We start from the raw sequence: 16562 nt of genomic DNA, 5'->3' as shown, positions 1-16562 counted from the left end.
GACGGGTTGAGGTCTGGCTATTGGGTGACGACGACCTGCACTACCAGCCCGGTCACCAGCAAATAACCCGGCAAGGCATATTTCAGCGGCGCATTCACCAGCAGTTCCACCACGCCGGAATAACCGCGCTGATTGCGGCTGTAAATCGCCTCGCCCAGCAGCCACAGCAGCGAGTCCAATATCAACAGCGCAACAATGGTGAAGAAGCCGACGTCGCTGAATAGGAACGACTTGTTGGCCAACAGCGAAATGCGTTCGTTGGTATCGAAAAAGTTGGCGGTCAAAATGCCGATCATCAACGCCCCTTCGTCGAACGCGACCAGGAAGAAGGTGTAGGTAAAGCGGCGCAAGCGCGCCGAAAATCCGGCCAGTTGCGGCAAGCGCAAGGACAAGTACAGCACCGGCACGCTGACGCAAAACAGCAAAATGCCGATCACCGACAACAAAATCCAGAACTTGAAGCCGACCGCATCGTTCAGCGCGCTGGTGTAGTAAGCGGCGTACGGAATGTCGGAATAGGCGTCCAGCATGCTGGCAATCAAGGAACTGATGATGCCGACACCGGACCAGGTCAAATAGGTTTCCAGCAAATGGCCGAGCCCAGCGTGCGGGACCAGTGCGGGTAAAAATCGTTTCCAATCCATAAGTTTAGGGTGCGGCGATGCGCTGCAAGATTTGGTTGACCAGTTCCGGAAGCAAGACCTCCCGGCGATAGGCGTAAATGGGGTTTAAAAACAGGCGATGGCTCATGGTCGGCGCATACACGGCCTGCAAGTCCTCCGGCCACAAGCTGTCGCGGCCTTCCAGCCAGGCCCTGACCTTGGCCGCACGAATCAGATAGCTCATGCCGCGCGGGCTGGCGCCGGATTGCAGCAATTGGCCGATGTCGACGTCGCTGACGCTAATGCCGTAAGCCTGCGGCTTGGCAGTCGCCTGCCACAGCTCCAGCGCATATTTGTGCAGGGCCGGCGCGGCCTGCACCCGCTGTTGAATCGCTGCGCCCAGCGCGTTCAGGTTTTGATAACCGATCGCCGACGCCGGCATTGCCTCGATCAAGGCATCGACATCGTGGAAACGCGGGTCGAACATCAACTGATCCAGTACCGCGTCGTCATCGGGCGCGGCGATGTTGATTTCCATCAGAAAACGGTCGCGGGCGGCGGCCGGCAATTCGAAGGTCTCCTCGCGTTCGACCCGGTTGCGGTCGGCGAATACCAGCATGTGCGGCATCCGGTATTCGCGGTTGAAGGCGCCGACGGCGCGCTCGGCCATCACCCGCAGCAGCAGCGAATGCACTTGCGGCCGGGCGCGGTTGATTTCGTTGAAGAAAAATACCGCCAGTTCCTCGCCCTGTTTCAGCAGCGGCCCCGGATCGACCCGCGGCCGGCCGTCCTGGTCCAGGTAGGTGTAATACACCAAATCCGACGGCATCAGATCGATCGTGCCTTCGATGCGTTGGTAACGGCCGCCCAAGCCCTGAGCGACGGTACGCAGCAAGGTGGTCTTGCCGACGCCGACCTGGCCTTCCAATAACACGTGGCCGCGGGCGAACACCGCGATGGTCAGGTTGCGCACCGCGGCCTGCTGGCCGATCACGATGCGGTTGATATCCCGTTCGAAATTCAGGGCCTGTTCGCACCCGTCGCTGAGTTGATGTTCTGAATTCATAGTCATAAAAAAGCCCCGGCGCATTACTTTGCCGGAGCAGAGTGGTTTTATCCTGTTGGGATGCGTTTACCGCACAGTCCGTTGCCGAGAACGCTTGGGGAGATAGACCGGAATAAGCTGAAAACGCCGGAAACGCCTATCGGCTTATTCCGGCCTACGCCTCATCGACACGCTCATCCCGGACCGAATAACAGGTTTATGATCGGCAATCGCGGAAATTAGGCCCCGCCTTCCCTGGCGGCTTCCTAAGGGTTCGGTAAAGCCTGGTCCGGGTTATTTGTCTTCCACGTCGTAAACGAACTTGCCGGTTTTCGCCAGAACTTCGGTGCGTTTGGCGTTACGCGCTTCCATTTCCTTGATCGACTGCGCTTGTTTGTTCAATTCGTTCGGATCGTGTTTCGGATCGTATTTGCTGCCGGCCACTTGCGCCGGATAGCCAGGCTTCGGTTCCCAGCAGTTGCCGGCTTCTTTGCATTTGGTGCCGTCGTAGGCTTTCGCCGTGCCGGACAGCCCCAGGGCCAGCAATACCACACCTAACAGTACTAATTTGTTCATGTTGATCTCCTGATAAATCAATTAATATCCCTCACCCCAACCCCTCTCCCAATGGGAGAGAGGGCTTTTTTTGGCCTGTTGCGATTTAAGCGGTTAGGGGTTATCTCCCCTCTCCCTCTGGGAGAGGGGCCGGGGGTGAGGGTGTTTATTTCAACCACTCCGCCTTCTTCGGATCGCCCTTATAAATGCTGCGCAAGAACGCCATGATGTGCAGCATGTCGTCGGTGCTGAAGTTGACGTATTGCGGGCCCATCATGCCGTTGGCGCCGCCGAACAGGATTTCGAACAAGCCCTGGTCGGTCAGACCGCGTGGATAGGTCCAGTAGTCGTCGGCCAGACCGGGACCCAGTTTGCCTTCGGCTTCGTGGCCGTGGCAGCCGGAGCAACCGGTCATGTACAGACTCTCGCCCTTCTTGGCGGCTTCGGCGTCGCCGTTGTACGGGTTTTTGCCGGTCTGCATGAATTGCTTGAATTTGTCGGTATTGCCGCCTTTCTTGGCGAAACTCAAATCCAGCGCTTCGCCGGTCAAGGCATGGCGCAAGGTGATGTCGGCCTGAACGGCGGACACCGTTGCCAGCGACAGAGTCAGCGCTACGCCGTTGAAAAATGTCTTCAATTTCATTAAATGATTCCTGTTAGTTCATGGACAAGGCGCTAGCGGGTTCCTCCAGCAGCGGAATACCTTCCGCTTCCAGCAGTTCCTCGATATCGTCCTGTTTCTCGCGCACGATTTTGTTCAATTGCTCCAGCAATGCGGTATCGCCTTTGCGCACCCCGATCGCGGTGCTGTAGTGCAGACCGACTTTTTCGCCGTCGGCACGCTTGGCGTTATCCGGGATCAGCGTCATCGTCAGTGGTGTCGCCACAGCCTTCACGTAACGCGCCGCCGCCGGTCCCCACAAAATCGCGATTTCGGCTTTGCCGGATGCGACTTCGTTGACCAGCTTGTCGTTGTCGTATTTGACGTACTGGTTACGCTTGGACTTGAAGCCGGCCAATTCTTGTTGGTAATTGAACATGTCGTTGTAACGGCCGATGGTCCGCAACATGGTCTCGGCTGGGGTACCCGGCGCGAAAGCGATGCGTTTGGCTTGTTTCAAGGCCGGACTGTCCCAGTTCTGCAGATCCAGCGCATCCTGCTCGCGGCTGATAAAGACGTAACCGGAGCGGTAATACGGCGCCGTGGTCAGCAGGCGCGGATCGCCGGCATCGACACCCATCACCACATCGCACAAGCCCTTGTCCAGGTAGTCGCGGATGAAGTAACGCGGGTCGGTCCAGGTCACCGTTTTCAGCTTGCGGCCCATTTGCTCGGCTACGTAGTGCGCCAGCTTGTTCTCGAAGCCCTCGCCGGCTTGGTTGGCATAAGGCATTTCGTTTTCGGCGGTGCAGACTTTCAACGCCGGTTGCTCGGCTTGGGCCGTGGCAAAACCCAGGCCCAAAGCCAATGCGGTAAAAATACGTGTCGTTGTTTTCATGGATGTTCTTTAAATAAATTTGTAGGTTGGGTTAGGCAAAGCCGTAACCCAACAATTGGCCATCAATGTCGGGTTACGCTATCGCTAACCCGACCTACGTTGTTATAAAGAGAACACCATCACGCCGCCGCCCATTTGGGTGTAGTGCGCCAATTCCTTGAACGCACCCACCGCGCCGAGACCGGCGGTCGGGTCGGCCAGGTCGAATACCAGGCCAACGCCGGGCCAGCCGCCGACACCGTAATAAATCGCAACATACTGTTTGTTGTTGTGTTTATAGGTGATCGGGTGGCCGATAACGCCGGAAGGCAGTTTGAACTTCCACAGCTCTTCGCCGGTTTTGGAATGGCGGGCTTTGATGTAGCCGTCCAGAGTGCCGTAGAACACCAAGTCGCCGGCGGTGGCCATGGTGCCGCCCCAGACCGCGAATTTCTCCTGAACTTCCCATTCCATTTTGCCGGTGACCGAGTTCATGGCTTTGACTTGGCCCAGGGTGCCTTTAGGACCCGGATACATGTTCAAAGTCGCGCCGACGAAGAATTGGCCGGCCCGGTAAGGCAGCATGAACGGTTCCCAATCCATACAGATGTGGTTCACGCCCATGAAGAACAGTTGCTTGTTCGGGTCGTAAGACTCGATGCCCTGGTTGTGGTAACCCATCGCCGACGGGCAGATGCCGGTGGCTTGGTGGTCCATGTGAGTCGAATATTCCGGATCGCGCACCGGCAGACCGGTTTTCAGATCGACTTTTTTCACCCAGTTAACAGTGTCGTCGATCTTGAAGGCATTGATCAGATCGCCGTTTTCCCGGTCCAGGGTGTAAACGATACCGTTACGGTCCGGGTGAGTCAGCAGCTTGCGTTTCTTGCCGTCCACCACTTGCTCGGACAAGCCCATGTAGTTGACGCCGGCGTAGTCCCACTCGTCGTGCGGGGTTTTTTGGTAGCCAAATTTGGCTTCGCCGCTGTTGATGTCGCGGCCCCAAATGGTCATGGTCCATTTGTTGTCGCCGGGACGCATGGTTTCGTTCCACGGTGCCGGGTTACCGGAGCCGTAGTACAACATTTCTAACTCAGTGTCGTAAGCATACCAACCCCAGTTGGTGCCGCCGCCGATTTTCCAGGCGTCGCCTTCCCAGGTTTTCAGGCCCAGACCGAACTGGCCGTAATGCGGATTGGCTTTATTGAAGTCTTTCGACAACTTGATGTCTTCGTCGGGACCGGTGGCGTAAACCCGCCACTCTTGCTTGCCGTCTTTGATATTGAACGCGGTGGCGTAACCGCGCACGCCGAGCTCGGCGCCGGAGGAGCCGACGATGACTTTATCCTTGGCCACGAACGGCGCCACGGTCAAGGTCGAACCCATGGCGATGTCGGAGTTTTCCATTTTCCAGCGCAGCTCGCCGGTCTTGGCGTTCAAAGCTACGACGTGACCGTCCAACTGGTTCAAGAAAATCGTGGCCGGATAATCCTTACCGGCCGGCGCATAGGCCAGACCGCGGTTGACCACGTCGCAGCAGGCCACCGCGCGGGCCGCCGGGTTTTGTTTGGGTTTGAACTGCCACAGGATCTTGTCCGGCTCGTTCAAATCGATCGCGAACACGTTGTTCGGATACGGGGTGTGTACGTACATGATGCCGTCTACCACCAGCGGCCCGCCTTCGTGGCCGTTCAGTACGCCGGTCGAGAAAGACCATGCCACTTTCAGGTTCTTGACGTTGTTGGCGTTGATGTCGATCATCTCGCTGAAATGGGTGGAGCCGTAATCCTTGGTCTGCATCACCCAATTGGTGTTTTGTTTGGAAAGTTGCTCCAGCTCTTTATTCGCTTGCGCCGATTGCGGCACGCTCAACGCTGCTCCGGTCAAAACGGCCGATGTCGCCACGTTCTTGGCAAACCGTGAAATTTGCATGAATCCTCCTATGTTGTTTATTAGAGTGCATGGCCCGGCAAATCGGTTGGTTAGGGGAGCCTTCCGTTAAAAGCGGATACGCGACGGGCGTATCCGGGCAAAATCAATAGCAAGATGTGCTTTGATTTTGGCGTTTATCCGTTAACGCGAGACGCCGCAGTACGGCAATCTCCTGACTTTTTCAGATCAGCAGTCTCGATCAATTCGCACACATCATTGACTTAGACCTACCGGGCCATGCTGACGAGAAATGGTAAAGAAACCGCCCGGCCCGGCGTTACGGAATAATCCACGAAAAGCACGGGAAAATCGCGTGAAAAGCAGCGGAATCTTTCCCATCGCCAACCAACTGCAAACAGGAAAAGCTCCCATGGTTTCGTGCTTCAAAAAGCGGCATGATGGCCGCGGCCGCGAGCATAGAAGCGGTCGGAAACGAATTAGCAATCCGCGAAAGAGGAAGTATTGCCTGTGGCAAACAAAATCAGCGTGTTATTGGTGGACGACCACGCCGTGGTCCGAGCCGGTTACAAGACCTACCTGTCGCTGTCCGAGCGCATCGGCGAAATCTACGAAGCCGACCGCGGCGAAACCGCCTGCCAAATTTATTCCAGGCACACACCGGACGTCGTCGTCATGGATTTATCGATGCCCGGCCTGGGCGGTCTGGAATCGGTGCGGCGCCTGCTGAGCCGGCACCCGGCTTGCCGGATACTGGTCTTCAGCATTCACAACGAACTGGTCTACGTTACCCGTGCGATCAAAGCCGGCGCCAGGGGCTACATCACCAAGAACAACGAACCGGACACCTTGGTCACCGCCGTCTGCGCCATCTCCGAAGGCAACACCTACATCGACCCCGACCTGGCCCAGCAATTGGCGGTCAACATGGCGGTAGGTCAGGACGAGTCGTACAAGATCAAATCGCTGTCGCCGCGCGAGTTCGACATCTTCTGCCTGCTGGCCAACGGGCTCAGCACCCGCGAAGCGGCGGAGAAACTGTGCTTGAGTTACAAGACGGTCTGCAACCACAGCACCGCGATCAAAGAAAAGTTGGGCGTGAAAACGATGTCGGAAATGACGTTGCTCGCCAGCCGGCAGGGGATTGTTAAGAGTTCGGCGGCTTAAGGGGATTGGAATTCAACGCTGCTGTGGCGTTGGTGTTTGATTTTTTGTTTTGTGTCGCTATCGCGACGGATTTTTGAATGCCGGTTCCCGCACCGGCGGGCGTGATACTTTTCTTTGCTTGTCCTCGGCAATTGCTCCTGCATTGCTCTACCTCCTGCATCCATGCAGTCGAAAGAAGAGTATCCAAAAGAAACGACACCCCCATGCGCTTATATCCTGCGCTCCGGAGGGTTTGAGCGGGGTTTTCGGAAGGGCTGTCCTAGCCCTCCGAAAACGCGATGCATCCCTGCATCGCCCCTGACGGGCTGACTCGCCCAAACCCTCCGGTGCTCGGCGCGGCATAAGGGGATAAAAACCGCTCCCAAATTTAAAGCCGTTTTGTTTCTTATCGTTCCGATGCTCCAGCGTTGGAATGCAACTTCTACCTCTTCGCGGATCGAGATGCGGTAGCGTCTCCCCAACTTGTTCCAACAAGAAACGTGGGAACAATAAAAATATGCCGACAGAAGTTTCTAGGGCTCAATAACAGCAAGGAACACTAACTATTATTCAATCCTGAAATACCATTAGCATGATTCCATTTCATTTGATTAATGCTACAAATCAAAAATCTCTTTGATTATATTGTCTGCTGCGACTGCATTCCTCTCGAAGTGAATAATCTCCTGCCTAAATTCAGTTTCTTCAAGCCTTGACGAGATAATATCGGATAATAATTTTTGCAGGTTACACCTTCTAATAACAACATCTATTTTTATCACATACTGACCAGGGCTTTTTTGATACTCCTTGTAATCATTAATATCACAATAACTAATATATTCAGCAATCTCCCTGCTTTTTGTTTTTAGGAAGCTTATGACCTGCCCCCTTAAAAACAACGAATAACCTTTATGGATTGCAGAATACAAAGTATCATCCCAATACTCCCTTAAAATTTCTCCATTATCATCTATCGCTATCATAGAATTGCCACCCAATAAATCGCGCACTGATGAATAGTCCATTTTAATTTTATTGGATTGATCCATGCAAAGAGCTTTCTTTTTTGCCGGAACAGAGAAATTCTTAACGTAGCTGATTTCATCAATGGTTTCCAGAAAAGCCAAAGTATTTTGCCACTTTCTAAACTTATTTATATCATTTATTATAGCCTGGTAAAATTCAATCTTTTTTTCTTCGCTTTGCTTTGATATAAATGTCGCTGCAAAGTATTCCTGAATGCTTTTGTGAGCATAGGAAAAACTCTCAAACCCATCAGGTACAACAAGCGCGGTTATTGTCGTAAAATCATCAATTAGCCTATCTTCAATATTCTCATTTATTCTGGTAACTGACGCGGATTTTGCGAGATATTCCCTGAATAACGATATTCCAAAGCTCGTATGATTATCGTTTAGAGAGATAAAACTTAGTACTTCAAAAACCCTTTGCATTTGTGAGTCAGTCAACTCTGATTTTCTTTCTCGTTCATACCCTAACTTTAACCTGTCGTGTCTATATAGCATTGTAGGAAATATGATGCTGTAGAACTCAGATAAGCTATCCGGATTAAACTGCCTCGCGTTATATGTGATTGCATACAAATTTAGTAACAAAGGGGTATTTGTTACTTCTGATAAAAACTTACTCTCTTTAAGCGTTCTTATTACATTTCGCGCCAGACCATTTTGTTTGTAAATGTGCTTTATAAAAGCAATCTGCTGCTTTGGCGTAAGATAATTTATTTTATATTTTGCAAAATGAAATGATGCCCCCATCCCGGAATCAGGCCTAGAAGAAACAATTATTTTTAAATCAGGATAAGCACGAGCTATATTTTCAAGATCTCTTGCAGCCTTATTTCTATAAGCGCCTGGTATTTCATCAAACCCATCCAATATAAACATGATTTTTTTTGATTTTGCCAGGTAATCAAAAACATCATTGTCTAGCTGAATTCCAAAATCACAAACTGCCTCCATGATCTCGTCTTTTAATGTCTTCTTGTACTTTAAATACCTTAACTCTATAAATATTGGTATATAACGACTACCCTTAGCCTCTTTGATGCACATATATCTTAAGAATAATGATTTACCCTGCCCAGGCCCGCCTTCAACCAGTACGTGTCTTTCTGGGAAAGAACTTATTGGTTTTTCGGAAAAATCAGAGAAGGCTATCGCTTTCTCGTAATATATGTCGTTTAACTCGACTATTGATTCAGGATTAAGAAAAGTTTTAACCTTTCCAATTTGGTCAATTTTATTCTTTAAAGCCTCCAGTTTTTGAAGGGCAAATGCTTGTTGAATCTTATTCTGTATCTTTGCGCTGGCAGCTTTCACAAGTTCTTTAGCGACTCCGTCTAGACCGCCCGCTGCCTTTTTTACTAAGTCTTCAAGCATAATTAAATATCTTCAGCCCGCTAGAGTGAGCACGATGTAGTGCCCAAGCAAAATTAATAGAAAACGCGGACAAATTTGTCCGACCTACGCATCAACTTAACTTTTTGCCCAATACAATACCGCACTACCGCGACGAGGTTAATCCCCTTATGCCGCGCCGAGCACCGGAGGGTTTGGGCGGATCAGCCCGTAGGGGCTGATGCAGGGATGCATCGCGTTTTCGGAGGGCTAGGACAGCCCTTCCGAAAACCCCGCTCAAACCCTTCGGAGCGCAGGATTAAAGCGGCATCGGGGTGGCCTTTTCTTTGGATACTTTCTTTTGGCCACGCAAAAGAAAGTATCTCGGCTGTCGGGCCGAGACCCGACATAAAAACAAACCCGTCGCGACAGCGACACAACTGACGCCTACAGACGGACAAAACAGCGGCCGCTACTTCTCCAATTTGGCTTTAAGCCCATTCAAACCGTCTTTAAAAAACCGGGCCATAGCCTCGACCGCGGCGGCATCGTTCAGGTTGTCCGGCGGGGTGTTGCCGGTGTCGCCGCGGTAGAAGCGGCTTTTCAGCGTGACGACAGTGGAATCGGCGCTGTCGCCGTGCGCGACTTTCAGATCGACGGTGTGCGAGCTGGTCGGCAAGGCTTTGACGTTTTCGGTTTTCAGCCGGTAGCTGTATTCGTGTTCGGCGTCGTTGTAGTAATCGAGTTCTTCGACGATGCTTTCGCCGTTTTGGAAGGTCAGTTTGCGGGTACCGCCGGACTGGTTTTTACCGTCGCCCTCGGCCGCCTTCAAATCCGGATGCCAATGGCCGATATCGTCGAAGTTTTTCACCGCTTCCCAGACCTTGGCGACCGGCGCCTGAATCGTCACGCTTTCTTTGGCCTTTTGCGGGGTCGGGCCGTGGGCCTGAGCTTGGCTGCAGAGCAGAGAGAATCCGAGGGCGTAAATGATCTGGCGCATACTAAATACCGGTAAAAGTTAAAACCGGCATTATCGGCAAGCGCGCACATTCTGCCTTGGGAAGAATGCCCGTTATGCGCTAGGCAATTTTCATTTATTAAACCAGCCCTGTGCTGTCTGACCTTGGATTCGGGGCTGTTTGAACCCGATGCGATGCCGCCCTCCCACACACTCGGGGCGAACGGTTTCAGGGCCGGCAAGCGCCGGCCGGCTCAGGCCGGCTTGCTGATACCCAAACGCTCCATCCGCGAACGCAACGTGGTTGACGGCACACCGAGGATTTTGGCGGCGCCCTGGTTGCCGGCGATGCGCCAGGAGGTGGCTTCCAGCGCTTTCAGAATGTGCTGGCGTTCGGCTTCGTCCAGCGTCACGATCGGCGCTGAGCTCGTCGCCCCGACCGGCGCGGTGGCGTGCACGCATTCGACGTTGGCCAGTTGCGAGCCGTTGGTCAGGATCACCGCGCGTTCAATGATGTGCTGCAATTCGCGGATATTGCCGGGCCAGATGTAGCTTTGCATGTCCGACATCAGCCGATCCGGAATCGCGGTGATCTTCTTGCCGAATTTGGCGGCGTATTTGTTGATGAAATGCCGCACCAGATGCGGGATGTCTTCCTTGCGTTCGCGTAGCGGCGGCAAATGAATCGGAAACACGTTCATCCGGTAATACAAGTCGGCGCGGAACCGGCCCTCTTGAGAGAACTGGGCCAGATCGCGGTGGGTCGCGGCGATGACCCGCACGTCGCATTTCAGGGTTTGAGTGCCGCCGACCCGCTCGTATTCGCCTTCCTGCAATACCCGCAGCAGTTTGGCCTGCATTTCCAGCGGCAGTTCGCCGATTTCGTCGAGAAACAGCGTGCCGCCGTTGGCCAGCTCGAACCGGCCCAGTTTGCGGTTGATCGCGCCGGTGAAGGCGCCCTTTTCGTGACCGAACAATTCGCTTTCCGCCAGGTTTTCCGGAATCGTGGCGCAGTTCAATTTGACCAGCGTCTTGTCCTTGCGCCCACTCAGATTATGGATTGCCCGGGCAATCAACTCCTTGCCGGTACCGGTTTCGCCGGTGATCAAAACCGTCGCGTCGGTCGCCGCCACCTGCTTGACCAGGGCCATGGCCTGACGCAGGCCGGCCGAGTTGCCGATCAATTCCTCGCCGTCGCGGCTGGCCAGGACTTCCTCCTGCAGGTAGGAGTTGATGCCGCGCAGGGTATGGCACTCGGCTTCCGCCTGCTCCCGCGCCTTGCGTTCGTTGATGTCGCGCAGAATCAGGATGTAGAGCTGCTGCCCGGAGGCTTCGACCCGCGATATCGTGGCTTCGATCGGGAATTCGCTATCGTCGCCGCGGCGGGCGGTCATGCCCTCGGAAATCCAGATCGCCTGTTTGGCCGGCACGCCAGCCCGAAAGTTGGTCACGGTCTTGTACAACTCCGGCGACAGGAAGCGATCCACAGAACGGCCGATGTTGTCGCCGGCCTTGCAGCGGAACATCTGCTCGGCGGCGGCATTGAACATGGTAATCCGCCCTTCCTGGTCCAAGGCCAGAATCGCATCCATCGCGTTTTCGAAGATGCGCGACAGGCGTTGCTCCTTTTCCTGCAGCTCGGATTTGAGCTTTTGCAAGGTCAGATGGGTTTGTACCCGGGCGATGACTTCCTCGTACTGAAACGGCTTGGTGATGTAATCGACCGCGCCGACGTGAAAGCCCTGCACCTTATTCGCGGTATCGGCCAGCGCCGTCATGAACAGTACCGGAATCTCGCGCGTGGCCGGATGGCTTTTCAATGTGGCGCAAGTGGTGAAACCGTCTACACCCGGCATCAGCACGTCCAGCAACACCAAATCCGGCTGCCGGCTTTTCGCCAATTCCAGCGCGGTTTCGCCGGTTTCGGCGCGCAGCACGTCGAAACCGGCATCGTTCAATAAAAACGCCAGCTCTTCCAGGTTCACCGGGTTGTCGTCCACCATCAAGATGGTGGGTTTGGCGTCGGACCGGGCGGGGTTTGTCATACGCTGTGCTCAGCCAGGAAGGTTTGAATTTCAGGCTCCAGACGCCGCATCGCCACGTGCAGCAACGGCAAATCGGTTTCGGCATCGTCGAATGCGGCTTCCAGGCCGCTGCTTTCCAGGCGCTGGGCGATCTGACCGAATTCGAAAGCACCGATGCTGTTGGCCGAACCTTTCAGAGTATGCGCCGACAGGCGCAAGGCTTCGCCATCGCGGCGTTTGATCGCCTGGGCGGCGTCTTCCAACAATCCCGACGACTGTTCCAGAAACAGCGACATCATTCTGCCCAGCAATTGGCCGCGGCCCCGTACCCGGTTCAACGCCTCCTGCCATTCCAGCGCCGGCGGTTCGGCCGCCGCCCCGCCATCCTGCGTACCAAGCTGTTCCGCTGCCATGTTCCAACACTCCACAGTTGCCAATAATTCCTGTTCCTGCACCGGCTTGGCGATGTAATCGTCCATCCCGGCGGCCAGACAACGTTCCCGGTCGCCCTTCAGGGCATGAGCGGTCATCGCCACGATGCGCTGGCGTTTGCCGGTTTGCGCTTCGGCGGCCCGGATCGCCTGGGTGGCCTGAAAACCGTCCATCACCGGCATTTGCACGTCCATCAGGATCAAATCGAATTGGTCCTGCTGCAAAATATCCAGCACTTCCTGGCCGTTATTGGCAACCTGGACGCTGTGGCCACGTTCTTCCAACAAGGCCACGGCCATGAATTGGTTCACCGGATTGTCTTCCGCCAACAAAATTTTCAGCAAGCGCGGCGGCTGGGCCAACATTACAGGCTGGTTGCCGGTTTGCCGGGAATCCGCCTTGCCCAGCGCGGATTGGATCGCATGCCACAATTCGGAGTGTTTGACCGGCTTGCGCACGTACAAATTGATACCCAAATCGCGGCAGCGTTCGGAATCGTCGGGACGGTCGGCCGAGGACAGCATCATGATCGTCACCGGCTCCAGCCGCGGGTCTTCCCGGATCGTTTTCGCGACCATAAAGCCGTCCATGATCGGCATCATCGCATCGAGCAGGATCAGGGAATAGGTGCCGCCGGTTTCGGCCATGCGCTGCAAGGCCTCGATCGCCGCTTCGCCGCTGTCGACCGTGGTCGGCGCCATGCCCCAATGGTGCAGGATCTCCTCGAACACCCGCAGATTGATGTTATTGTCGTCGACGATCAATACCGGCAGGCCTTTGACGTCGATCAGGGCCGGCGCCGCGGCGTCGGCTTCGCTGCCGGTATAACGCTCGAACCAGGCGCTGAAATAAAAGGTGCTGCCTTTGTGTTCCTCGCTTTCCAGCCATAACTGGCCGCCCATCAATTCGACCAGCCGCGACGAGATCGATAGCCCGAGTCCGGTGCCGCCGAATTTGCGGGTCGAGGAGGCGTCGATTTGAGCGAAGGCCTCGAAGATTAATTGTTGTTTGTCGTGCGGAATGCCGATGCCGGTGTCCTGCACCGCAAAATGCAGCCGCACCCGATCGTCGTTGACCGCCTCGGGTTTCACCTGCAATACAATCTCGCCGTGCTGGGTGAATTTGATCGCATTACCGACCAGGTTGATGATGACCTGATTCAAACGGCCGATATCGCCCATCAGATCGTCCGGGGTTTCCGGGTCGATACGCAGCATCAGTTCCAGGCCCTTTTCATGGGAATGGCCGCCCAGCAGCTTCAAGGTGTCGCCCAGACTCTCGCGCAATTTGAACGGTGCGTGGTCCAGTTCCAGCTTGCGGGCGTCGATCTTGGAAAAATCCAGAATGTCGTTGACGATGCGCAACAAGGCGTCGGCCGAACTATTGGCCATCCCTAAAAACTCGCGCTGTTGCGGCGTCAATTCGGTACGCAAGGCCAAACCGATCATGCCCATGATGCCGTTCATCGGCGTGCGAATCTCGTGGCTCATGTTCGCCAAAAACTCGGTCTTGGCCCCGGCCGCCTGCAACGCCGCATCGCGGGCCGATACCAAGGCCAGCCGCATTTTTTCCAGATGCTCGGTCAAGGCCAGCACTTCGCTGATCTTGGTGCCGGAGCTGAATTGGCGGGCGTGGTTGCCGGCGGCGATCTGTTCGGCTTCGTCGCGCAATCGCTCCAACGGGCTGACCAAACGGCGGCCGAACAAACCGACCACCAGCAGCGACAGGCCCAAATAAACCGCGACGAAATAGGCGCTGCGCTGGTAAATGACGACAATGTCGTGCCGCACCTGGCGTTCGTCGTAACCCAGCCGCAGCATCACCAGCGAACCGTCGCTAGGGTTGGCGACCGGCACGGCCAGAAAATAGATGTCGTCGCCGTGTTCGCCGAAAAAAAAGTCTTCCTGGAATTGCTGTTTGGCGTTGAGTTCGACGTCGGCGTGCAATTCGCCGCTCTCGCTAACGATGTCGGCATAGGCCAGGCGGCCGTTCAGCAAAAACTCGCCCAACAATTCCTGCAGCTCCCGGCTTTTGGCGCCGCCCAGGCGCGGGGCAATCAAATTCCCGAACAACAGCGCGTCCGACCGGACGAAATTAACGAATTGCTCTTCGACGCTGGGTTTGATCACCCGATAAATGCCGAACAACAATACCGGCACCAGCAACAGGTGGATACCGACTACCGCCAAAATCATCCGCCCGTTGAAACTGTGAAAAAACCGCATCATTCCGCTGCTCCTTGCCATAACACGTTAACCGCTTTGATACCTTGATTGGCCCGCACCTGGTCTTCCCATAAGTAGGTCACGGTGCCGGGGTGCTGTTGCAATGCCGCCAGCAAATCTTTCAGATCGCTATAGCTCTCCGGCCGCTTGCCGCCCAAGCGGAACACGACCGAGATCGTCTGGTTTTCATAAGCGTTGGCCGACATGAATGCGACTTTTTGCAGAAATACTTCGTAAATCAGCGGATCGCTGGTATTGAGCAGCGGCACCGGCCGTTCGCCGTCTTTTTCCAGCGGCACCCCGAGAAACAGTTTCCTGGCTTCCTGCACAGTCAGCACCGGAATCGTCGAGGCCGAGCCGGTCACCAGCACCAAAGATTGTCTGGTAACCGCCTTCAGGCTTGGCACGCCCAGCAGAATCACTAATCCGAACAGGTACAAGCCCCGGCGCAGTTTCATGGGAATACCGCGCTCCACTGAAACATCACCACACCGAAATGGTCGTCGCGCAAATGATCGCGCGAGGCCTCGACCTTCAACGCCATGTTGTTATTGACTTTGTAGCGTACGGCGCCCATGAAACGGTCGTCGACGAATTTGGGGAACATCGCCAGATAGGGGTCGCGGTTGGCGCCGAAAGTGCCCTCCACCCGGCCGACCAGGGTCCAGCGCGGCATCACCTCCCATTCCACCTGGCCGTAGGCGCTGAGAAAGTCGTCGTTCTTGGCGCCGCCGTGCGGATTTTCCAGCCGGTTATTGACGTAGACCAGTTCGCTGAGCAGCGTGACTGCATCGATCTGGTGATTGGCGTAGGCGGTGGCGACGTACTGGGTGACGTTGTTGACCGCCAATTCGTCGGAATGGATCTGGTTGTAAGCGCCGGAGATGCCGTACTCGTCGACGCCGAAACTGACCGGTTGATAACCGAGCCGGAACGAAGCGGCCGGCCGGTGCGAGCCGGCCGGTTCGACCAGATTGAAGGCTTCCAGGCCGCGGTTGATTTGCGGGCCGGCGCCGGCGCCGATCGTGTAATAAACCCCGCCTTCGCCGAGCTGGTGCACGCCTTCCCACAGAAACCCGGTCAGATGGTAGGGAATCACGCCGCCGGCGGTTTCGAAGGCCATGATGCCGGGCCGGCTGATCGTGGTCTGCAAAAACGCGCCGTGGTGGAATTGCATGTTCCAGTAACCGATCGGGTTATGAAACCGCCCCAGCCACAGGCTGGATTCGTCGCCGAGGTGCAGGCCGAGTTGAAAGCGTTCCAGGTTATGGGTTTTGCTGCTGACCAGCCATTCGCCCAGAAAACGGAAACGCTGGTAATCGGCGGTGTAAAACACGTTGATCGCGGGGATCACGTCGCCGGTACTGAGCTTCTTTTGCGGCTCCTGGTCGTAGCGGACGATGCCGGTCAAATCCGGAAACAGCAGCAGATCGCCCGGCAACAGGCTGGAATCGGAACTCGAGGGATGGCCGGCGTGACCGGCGTGGCCGAGGCCGGCCGCTTGCACCGAACCGCCAACGGCGGCCAAGCCGCAAATAGCCGCAGCCAGCATTCGCAGGTTACGGGAAAAGTTCACTAAACGGTTCGGTCGCCGCATGTTGGGGAGTCTCTGCCGAAAGCAGCCTGGCTCGATTGCTATTGGTTGAAAGTACAAGTCCGGGTAAAAATTTAGCGGAATGTATCACATTTCCAAACATTGTTAACGCGATTTCGTAATCGCCGCCGCCAGATACTGCCATCCCGTGGCTAAGCGATAATATTTACGAAATGTCGTATCCGCTACGAATATTAGTAACGACTTTCGCCATTCCCACTCGGCGCCGACCCCGAAACACCCCCACTAA

At 55.2% G+C, this 16562-nt stretch carries 13 protein-coding genes; 1 reads left to right on the top strand and 12 read right to left on the bottom strand.

Features of this window, described 5'->3' with window-relative positions; translation table 11 throughout:
- Positions 1-17: 17 nt before the first annotated feature.
- The 6 genes from C2U68_RS03595 to C2U68_RS03570 form a co-directional block, all read right to left on the bottom strand.
- Positions 18-644, bottom strand: coding sequence for an MxaP protein (locus C2U68_RS03595; protein ID WP_140911125.1), 627 nt, complete (start codon positions 642-644; stop codon positions 18-20).
- A 4-nt stretch (positions 645-648) separates the two neighbouring features.
- Positions 649-1668 carry an AAA family ATPase gene (locus C2U68_RS03590; protein WP_140911182.1) on the bottom strand — a complete coding sequence of 340 codons (1020 nt, stop codon included), beginning with the start codon at positions 1666-1668 and terminating at the stop codon, positions 649-651.
- 273 nt (positions 1669-1941) lie between these two features.
- Positions 1942-2223: a methanol dehydrogenase gene (locus C2U68_RS03585; protein ID WP_140911124.1), complete on the bottom strand. Its 282-nt coding sequence runs from the start codon at positions 2221-2223 to the stop codon at positions 1942-1944.
- Between the two features lie 145 nt (positions 2224-2368).
- A complete protein-coding gene (gene moxG, locus C2U68_RS03580) occupies positions 2369-2845 on the bottom strand; it encodes a cytochrome c(L), periplasmic (protein ID WP_140911123.1) in 477 nt (158 codons plus the stop codon).
- A gap of 13 nt (positions 2846-2858) precedes the next feature.
- A complete protein-coding gene (moxJ, locus tag C2U68_RS03575) occupies positions 2859-3701 on the bottom strand; it encodes a methanol oxidation system protein MoxJ (protein ID WP_140911122.1) in 843 nt (280 codons plus the stop codon).
- A 102-nt stretch (positions 3702-3803) separates the two neighbouring features.
- On the bottom strand, positions 3804-5612 hold the full coding sequence (locus C2U68_RS03570; RefSeq protein ID WP_140911121.1) for a methanol/ethanol family PQQ-dependent dehydrogenase: 1809 nt from the start codon (positions 5610-5612) through the stop codon (positions 3804-3806).
- Between the two features lie 468 nt (positions 5613-6080).
- Here C2U68_RS03570 and C2U68_RS03565 point away from each other — a divergent pair, with 468 nt between their 5' ends.
- Complete coding sequence (locus tag C2U68_RS03565; RefSeq protein ID WP_140911120.1) at positions 6081-6737, top strand: response regulator transcription factor; 657 nt, start codon at positions 6081-6083, stop codon at positions 6735-6737.
- A 596-nt stretch (positions 6738-7333) separates the two neighbouring features.
- Here C2U68_RS03565 and C2U68_RS03560 read toward each other — a convergent pair.
- The 6 genes from C2U68_RS03560 to C2U68_RS03530 all read right to left on the bottom strand — a co-directional run bounded on the left by C2U68_RS03560 (position 7334) and on the right by C2U68_RS03530 (position 16294).
- Positions 7334-9121: an NACHT domain-containing protein gene (locus C2U68_RS03560; protein ID WP_140911119.1), complete on the bottom strand. Its 1788-nt coding sequence runs from the start codon at positions 9119-9121 to the stop codon at positions 7334-7336.
- A 430-nt stretch (positions 9122-9551) separates the two neighbouring features.
- Entirely contained in the window at positions 9552-10079 is a 528-nt protein-coding gene (locus C2U68_RS03550) for an SRPBCC family protein (RefSeq protein ID WP_140911118.1), read from the bottom strand.
- 212 nt (positions 10080-10291) lie between these two features.
- Positions 10292-12082: a sigma-54-dependent Fis family transcriptional regulator gene (locus C2U68_RS03545; protein ID WP_140911117.1), complete on the bottom strand. Its 1791-nt coding sequence runs from the start codon at positions 12080-12082 to the stop codon at positions 10292-10294.
- Positions 12079-14721 carry a response regulator gene (locus tag C2U68_RS03540; protein ID WP_186289483.1) on the bottom strand — a complete coding sequence of 881 codons (2643 nt, stop codon included), beginning with the start codon at positions 14719-14721 and terminating at the stop codon, positions 12079-12081. The genes C2U68_RS03545 and C2U68_RS03540 overlap by 4 nt, the downstream gene beginning before the upstream one ends.
- Positions 14718-15176 (bottom strand): hypothetical protein, encoded by a 459-nt coding sequence (locus C2U68_RS03535; RefSeq protein ID WP_140911115.1) that lies wholly within the window; start codon positions 15174-15176, stop codon positions 14718-14720. Before C2U68_RS03535 ends, C2U68_RS03540 begins: the two co-directional genes overlap by 4 nt.
- On the bottom strand, positions 15173-16294 hold the full coding sequence (locus C2U68_RS03530) for a hypothetical protein (protein ID WP_140911114.1): 1122 nt from the start codon (positions 16292-16294) through the stop codon (positions 15173-15175). Before C2U68_RS03530 ends, C2U68_RS03535 begins: the two co-directional genes overlap by 4 nt.
- Between the last annotated feature and the right edge of the window lie 268 nt (positions 16295-16562).

The sequence above is a fragment of the Methylomonas koyamae genome (assembly GCF_006483455.1).
Classification (GTDB): domain Bacteria; phylum Pseudomonadota; class Gammaproteobacteria; order Methylococcales; family Methylomonadaceae; genus Methylomonas; species Methylomonas koyamae_B.
This window is presented reverse-complemented; position numbering and strand designations above follow the sequence as displayed.

Coding starts and splice junctions, on each gene's coding strand:
- C2U68_RS03595 (WP_140911125.1), bottom strand. CDS start 644: ATGGATTGGAAACGATTTTTACCCGCACTGGTCCCGCACGCTGGGCTC.
- C2U68_RS03590 (WP_140911182.1), bottom strand. CDS start 1,668: ATGAATTCAGAACATCAACTCAGCGACGGGTGCGAACAGGCCCTGAAT.
- C2U68_RS03585 (WP_140911124.1), bottom strand. CDS start 2,223: ATGAACAAATTAGTACTGTTAGGTGTGGTATTGCTGGCCCTGGGGCTG.
- moxG (WP_140911123.1), bottom strand. CDS start 2,845: ATGAAATTGAAGACATTTTTCAACGGCGTAGCGCTGACTCTGTCGCTG.
- moxJ (WP_140911122.1), bottom strand. CDS start 3,701: ATGAAAACAACGACACGTATTTTTACCGCATTGGCTTTGGGCCTGGGT.
- C2U68_RS03570 (WP_140911121.1), bottom strand. CDS start 5,612: ATGCAAATTTCACGGTTTGCCAAGAACGTGGCGACATCGGCCGTTTTG.
- C2U68_RS03560 (WP_140911119.1), bottom strand. CDS start 9,121: ATGCTTGAAGACTTAGTAAAAAAGGCAGCGGGCGGTCTAGACGGAGTC.
- C2U68_RS03550 (WP_140911118.1), bottom strand. CDS start 10,079: ATGCGCCAGATCATTTACGCCCTCGGATTCTCTCTGCTCTGCAGCCAA.
- C2U68_RS03545 (WP_140911117.1), bottom strand. CDS start 12,082: ATGACAAACCCCGCCCGGTCCGACGCCAAACCCACCATCTTGATGGTG.
- C2U68_RS03540 (WP_186289483.1), bottom strand. CDS start 14,721: ATGATGCGGTTTTTTCACAGTTTCAACGGGCGGATGATTTTGGCGGTA.
- C2U68_RS03535 (WP_140911115.1), bottom strand. CDS start 15,176: ATGAAACTGCGCCGGGGCTTGTACCTGTTCGGATTAGTGATTCTGCTG.